This is a genomic window from Pseudomonas sp. BAY1663 (genome assembly GCF_000582595.1).
In the GTDB taxonomy this organism is placed as follows: domain Bacteria; phylum Pseudomonadota; class Gammaproteobacteria; order Pseudomonadales; family Pseudomonadaceae; genus Stutzerimonas; species Stutzerimonas stutzeri_AF.
On sequence record NZ_AZSV01000144.1, the window covers coordinates 1 to 6,109 of the forward strand.

Annotated in this window: 3 protein-coding genes and 1 pseudogene; all 4 read right to left on the bottom strand. The window is 66.5% G+C overall.

The window, feature by feature from the left end:
* Positions 1 to 72 precede the first annotated feature (72 nt).
* A complete protein-coding gene (gene tolR / locus BAY1663_RS21825) occupies positions 73 to 534 on the bottom strand; it encodes a protein TolR (protein WP_037045033.1) in 462 nt (153 codons plus the stop codon).
* Between the two features lie 11 nt (positions 535 to 545).
* The gene (tolQ, locus tag BAY1663_RS21830; protein ID WP_037045035.1) at positions 546 to 1,259 is read right to left on the bottom strand and encodes a protein TolQ; all 714 of its coding nucleotides are present in this window, start codon (positions 1,257 to 1,259) and stop codon (positions 546 to 548) included.
* Between the two features lie 51 nt (positions 1,260 to 1,310).
* The gene (locus BAY1663_RS21835) at positions 1,311 to 3,239 is read right to left on the bottom strand and encodes a phytase (RefSeq protein WP_037045037.1); all 1,929 of its coding nucleotides are present in this window, start codon (positions 3,237 to 3,239) and stop codon (positions 1,311 to 1,313) included.
* Positions 3,240 to 3,313: 74 nt separating this feature from the next.
* Positions 3,314 to 5,796, bottom strand: a pseudogene (locus BAY1663_RS21840) (TonB-dependent receptor).
* Between the last annotated feature and the right edge of the window lie 313 nt (positions 5,797 to 6,109).

A 6,109-nucleotide genomic window follows, 5' to 3' on the forward strand; every position in this document is an offset into this window, starting at 1 on the left:
CGAGGTCGCCCGGCCAGCGGCGCTCGACGGGGCGGTCGTTGCGAATGGCATCCAGGGTCAGGCTGGCCATGCTCAAGGCCGCCCCGCAGCGGCCGGCGCCTCGGTGATCAGGCCCAGGTTGACCACCCCGCCGCGCTGCAGCTCGGCGATACCGGCGACCACACGACCGTAGTCCGCCGCCTCGTCGGCACGGATGTAGACCTGGGTGTCGCCCCGCGCGGCAATGACCGCGCCGACCTTGGCCTGCAGCTCGGCCAGGTCGACGGCGCTGTCGGTCTGGTTGTCGACGTCCAGTTCGCTGCCGAGGTTCCAGTAGAAGCCGCCGTCGGCCTTCACCGAAAGCGTCAGGATCTGCCGCTCGTTCTCCACCGGCAGCGCCTCGGCCGCCACCTTCGGCAGCTCGATCTTGACGCCCTGCACCAGCATCGGCGCGGTGACCATGAAGATCACCAGCAGCACCAGCATCACGTCGATATAGGGCACCACATTCATTTCCGCCTTGGGCCCGTGTTTGCGCTGTGGCCTGACTAGCATCGCTGACCTCCTCAGGCGGCTGCGGCGACGCTGGGCGAAGCAGCGTGCAGGCGCCGATGCAGGCGCGCCTGCAGCTCGTTGCCGAAGGCGTAGTAACGGCCGACCAGCGTCTGCCCGCGGGCGGCGAAGCGGTTGTAGGCCATCACTGCGGGAATCGCCGCGAACAGGCCGATGGCCGTGGCGATCAGCGCCTCGGCGATACCCGGGGCGACGGTGGAAAGCGTGGCCTGCTGTACCTGCGAAAGGCCGAGGAAGGAGTTCATGATCCCCCACACGGTGCCGAACAGGCCGATGTAGGGGCTCACCGAACCCACCGTGGCGAGGAACTGCAGGCCCTTCTCCAGGCGTTCCTCCTGCTCGGCAATGGCGACGTACAGGCTGCGCTCCACGCCCTCGGCGACCGCATCCGGGGCGATGCCCGCTTCACGCTGGAGTTGGGTGAACTCGCCGTAACCGGCGAGGAAGATGCGCTGCAACGCGGCCTCCTCCGGCAGCGGCTGCTGCTGCCCTTCGCGGTAGAGCTGGGTGAGATCGCCGCCCTGGCGAAAGCGCTGCTGGAAGCTGCGCAGCAGGCGCTCGCCGCGGTGCAGCGCGGCGCTGCGACGAATGATCAGGTACCAGCTGGAGACCGAAGCCAGCACCAGGATCACCATCACCGCCTGCACCACCAGGCTGGCCTCGCTGATCAGGCCCCAGACGGACATGTGCTCGAGAGTCGTTTGCATGAATCGTTTCCTCCTGCCCGCATGGGCAGCTGCTATTGGATGGCGGGTCGGTTACCGGGCGATGACATCCAGACCCAGCGCATCGGCGATGGCTGACCAGGGCAGGTACTTGTAGTTCTGCGTGCCTTCGGGCATGCGCTTGCGGCCGTCCTGCACCACCAGCATGCCGCGGCTCCAGACGCCGCCGAGATTCGCCGAAGTGACCTCCAGCCCGTCGGTTTCTGAAGCGCCGTCGATACCGCGCTCGGCATTCAGGCCGATGCGGAACGCGCCGCGCACGGCATACGGTGCCTGGGCATCGAGCACCACATAGCTGTCGTTGCCCTGGCTGGAGATCACCAGGTAATCGGCACCCTCGCCGTGGTAGAGCGCCAGGCCTTCGATGTCGTCGTACACCGGCCCGCCGACGCCGATCACCTTCTGGGGCGCTGCCGGTACCTCGGCACGGGCATCGACCACCCAGACCGCAACGTCCTCTTCACCGACGAACAGCCGCTCGCCACGGTCATCGGCGACACAGCCCTCGGGCTGGCTGTCCAGTTTGAAGCGCCGCACCAGTTCGCCCTGCGGCTGGTCGGACTGGCCATCGAGGCGGTACTGGACGAAGGTGCCGTCCTTGTCGTTGGCGATCGCGTAGGTGACACCTTGGCGGTTCTGGAACATGCACAGGCCGTAGATATCGCTCAGCGGCGTGGCGATCTGGCCGATATCGCGGAGCACCCCGCTCGCGCGGTCGATGGCGAACAGGTGCAGGCTGTTGTGATCGCGGTTGCTGGCCACGGCCAGGTCCACGCGCATGCTGCCGAGGCGGAAGCCGCTGCGCACATCGACGTTGTTCAGCCGGCCGACGGGCAGGCTTTGCAGCTGGCGGCCCTCCAAGTCGTACACCACCAGCCCGCCCTTCTTGTCGGTACCGAGCACGCGACTCTGCGCAGGATCGCGCGGATTGACCCAGATCGCCGGGTCATCGGCGGCGTCACCCAGACTGGGCACCGGGCCGGTCTCCACCGCTGCCGCCAGACTGACGAGGGGTTCGGGATGCGGAAGTGCCTGTGGCTGCCACGCCAGCTGGGCGCGATGCAGGCCCTGCTCGTCCGCCAGCAGCAGTTCGACTCCTTCGGACGTGCGACGCGCACTGATGTGTTCCGGCTCGTCGAGGCCGTCCAGCGGCAGCACGCCGTCCGCCTGCCAACCCGATTCGCTCTGACGATAGAGGTGCAGCGCCGGCGCCTCGGCATCCAGGGCCAACAGACCACCCGGCACCAACGCCATGCCAGCCGCCACCTTTGTCAGCGCGCCGAACGGCTTGACCAGATCGACCGGCTCACGCTGCAGCGGCGCCTCGGCATCCGCCGGGTAGCGCCAGAAGCCGACGTTCTCCTCGTTGACGTAGAGCTGCCCGGCCATGTCATCGGTCTGGCAGAAGGTGCTCTGCGGCGGCAGGCTGAGCCCCCGCACGCGCCGTGCTTCACCGAGCAGGCGGCCCTGGCTGCCCACCAGCCATTGCTCGCCGACACCTTCCTCGCCGAGCAGGAACACGAAGTCGTTGCGCGCGCTGTCGCGGTACAGGCACAGCCCCTCGATGGCGAATGAGGTGCGCGGCAGATACAGCGGCTGGCTCCAGGTCCGGTTGTCATCCAGGCCGATCAGCATCGCCTGCTGGCGCTTGCGCTCCACGGTGGCCAGCAGCAGCCCCCGACGGTCGAGGCGATGGTCGATGCCCTCGAAACGCCCGCTGTGCTGGGCCAGTGTGTTGCCGGCCTTGTCCAGCAGGCGCAGGCCCTGCTTGTCCAGCTGGACGCGCTCGGCATCCGCCCAGGGGCCATTACCGGCCAGCAACTGCGCGTATTCAAGGCCCGTCTGCGCCGGCGTGGTGATGCTCAGCTGCGTGCTCTGTGGCGCCTCGTCCTGACCGGCGGACTGGCAGGCGGCCAGGGTGATGCACAGGCCGAGCAGCAGGGTTTTGGGTAATGCGTTCATGCGATATCCATTCAGGTGCCGCAGGCCGGTGCCCGGCCGTAAAGGGGAACGGCGGGCACCGGAGCGGCAAGGGGTCAGAAGTGAGTCAGGGTCAGGCCGAGTTTGTAGGTCGGGCCGTACTCTTCGTACTGGGCGTTGTAGGAACGGCGGCCGGTGTAGACGTAGTAGGACTCGTCCGTCAGGTTCAGCGCCTCGAAGGTCAGCTGCAGGTTCGGCGTGAGGAAGTAGCCGGCCTTGAAGTCGACGAACAGCTGGTCATCGACGTAGAGGTCGTGGGCCTTGTCGTCGATACCGGCCACCTCGTACAGGTAGTCGGACTTGTAGTTGGCGGCCAGGCGCAGGTTGACCCGGTCGTTTTCCCAGCCGACCATCAGGTTGCCGACCGTATCGGAATGGTTCGGCAGGTCGATGCTGCGGCGCATGCCCTGGCCCTCGATGTCCGCGTCGGACTTGCTGAAGGTGGCATTGGCGCCCAGCAACAAACCGTTCCACGGCGCCGGCAGCCAGTCGAGCTTCTGCGAGTAGGCCAGCTCCAGCCCGTAGAGCTTGGCGCTGCTGCCGTTCTGGAAGCTGAGCGCTTCGTCGAATGCCGCCCACTGGCCGGTGCCGGCCAGGTCGGTGTTGTAGATGAAGTTGTCGATGTCCTTGTAGAACAGGTAGGCGGACACCACGCCGGCGCGGCCCATGTAGTGCTCGATGCCGAGGTCGTAGTTGACGGACTCCAGCGGCTTGAGATCGGGGTTGCCGAACTCGGCGTCGTCGCCATCGATGACGAAACCGGGTGCCAGCTGGCCGAAGGTCGGGCGTACCACGCTGTTGGTCCATGCGGCGCGGATCAGGGTGTCATCGGTCAGCTGGTAGCGCACGTGCAGGCCGGGCAGCCAGTGGTGGTAGTCGTTGCTGCTGGAAATGGACTCGAACTGGTCGTCGCGCATGCCGGTGCCCTTGGCGCGAAAGCGCGTGCCTTCGTAGCGCAGGCCGGCGATGACACGCCAGCGGTCAACGTCCACCGTGTTCATCAGGTACGCGGCATTGATGTCCTCGTGCATGTCGAAGTCATTGATGCGCGACTCCTCCTCGTCGTAGAACTCACTGGCGTCCAGCCCGGCGATGGCGCCCTTGATCGCCGAGGCGCTGATGCCGCGGCCGAAGCGGCCGAGCGCGTAGTCGACGTTGCCACCCTGGAAATCGGCCAGGGTCAGGTCGTCGAAGTCGTCATAGACCCAGACCTCGCTGTCGTTGTCCTTGTGTCGGCGGCTGAGCTTGCCGCCGAACTTGGCCTGCGCCGCGTAGCCCTGGATGTCGTAGTCGCGGGCCAGGTCCAGGCGGATGTTCTTCTCGCGGTCGCGGGTGTCGCTCTTCCCCCACTCCACTTCGTCCAGCTCGAAGGAAGCCGGATCGTAGAAGGCCGAATCCACAGTCAGGCGCGGCTTGCGGCTGCTGGAGAACCCGGCGTCGGCGAAGTCGCCTTCGAAGGTCGCGCCGGAGATTCCACCCGGATTGCGCTCGCGGGACTGGCTGTAGCCGACCTGCCCGCTCAGGGTCCACAGGCCCATCATGCGTTCGCCACCGAATACATAGGACTGGACGGTCTGCGTTTCCTCGCGCGATTTCAGCTCGCGCCAGCCTTCGGCATCGCCGGTTTCGCCGGGCATCTGGCGTCCTCGAACTCCACGCCGGCGGCGTTGCGCGTTTCGGTATCCTTGAAGCGGCTGTACAGCGTACGCAGGTAATAGCTGCTGACGTCATCCGGCTTGTAGTCGAAGTTCAGCCCGAAACCGGTGCGCTCGCGGGTGATCTCGTAGTCGCGCTGCTCGAACTCCTCCAGGCGTGCGCCATCGTCGGCAAAGTCCCACTTGCCGCCGGTTTCGACGTTGTCCGAACCGAACTTGCGCTCCTGCCAGCTGACGGCTGCGGCCACACCGAAGTTGTCGACGCCATCGCCAAGGCTGAAGCGGTTGCTGATCGCACCGGAGAATTTCGGGCTGGTCTTCTCGACATTCTCGTCGTAGCTGCCCTCACCGCTGATGCTGTAGAACAGGCCGTCATGATCGAACGCCGAGAGGCTTTCCACCTCGATGGTGCCGCCCAGGGAGTTGGCGTCCATGTCCGGGGTGAGCGTCTTGACCACCGACAGCGACTGCACCAGCTCGGACGGCAGCACATCCAGCGCCACCGCGCGCCGGCCGCTTTCCGGCGAGGGCACCAGGGTGCCGTTGATGGTGACGCTGTTCAGGTCCGGCGCGATGCCACGCACGCTGACGAAGCGCCCTTCACCCTGGTCGCGCTCCACCGAGATCCCCGGGATGCGCTGCAGCGCTTCGGCGGCGTTGTCGTCCGGCAGCTGGCCGATGCCGTCGGCATGGACCACGCTCTTGACGCTGTCGGAACTGCGCTGGTCCTTCAGTGCCTCGTCGATGCTGACGGCCTGGCCGATAACCTCGACGTGCTCCATGACCAGCGGCTCCTCGGCCCAGGCCGAACCGGCGCTGACGGCCAGCGTCAGCAGGCTGATCCTGAAACCGGCACGCTGGCCGCCGCTGCGATATGTGCTCATGAACAATCCCCCCGAACTGTGTTGGCCGGGCCCATCCCGGAAACTGCAGCGGACGGTAGGCGGGGCAGATGGCGGTTCTGTGACAAGCGCGGCGGCAAGCGGCGCAAATGCGGTGATCTGGAGGGTTTTCAGCGGGATATTGAGCCGATATGACCTGGCGGTGTAGCGGTTTAGGGCGGGTTGCAACCCGCCGCCCCAGCGGGATGGCAGCTCCGTATCGGCGGGTTTCACCCCTACGGCTGGAAGCTGGAAGCCCAAAGAGCATCGCCCCGAGGTCGGGCCTCCCACAAGAGCAGCCTGTGCACGCCGTACC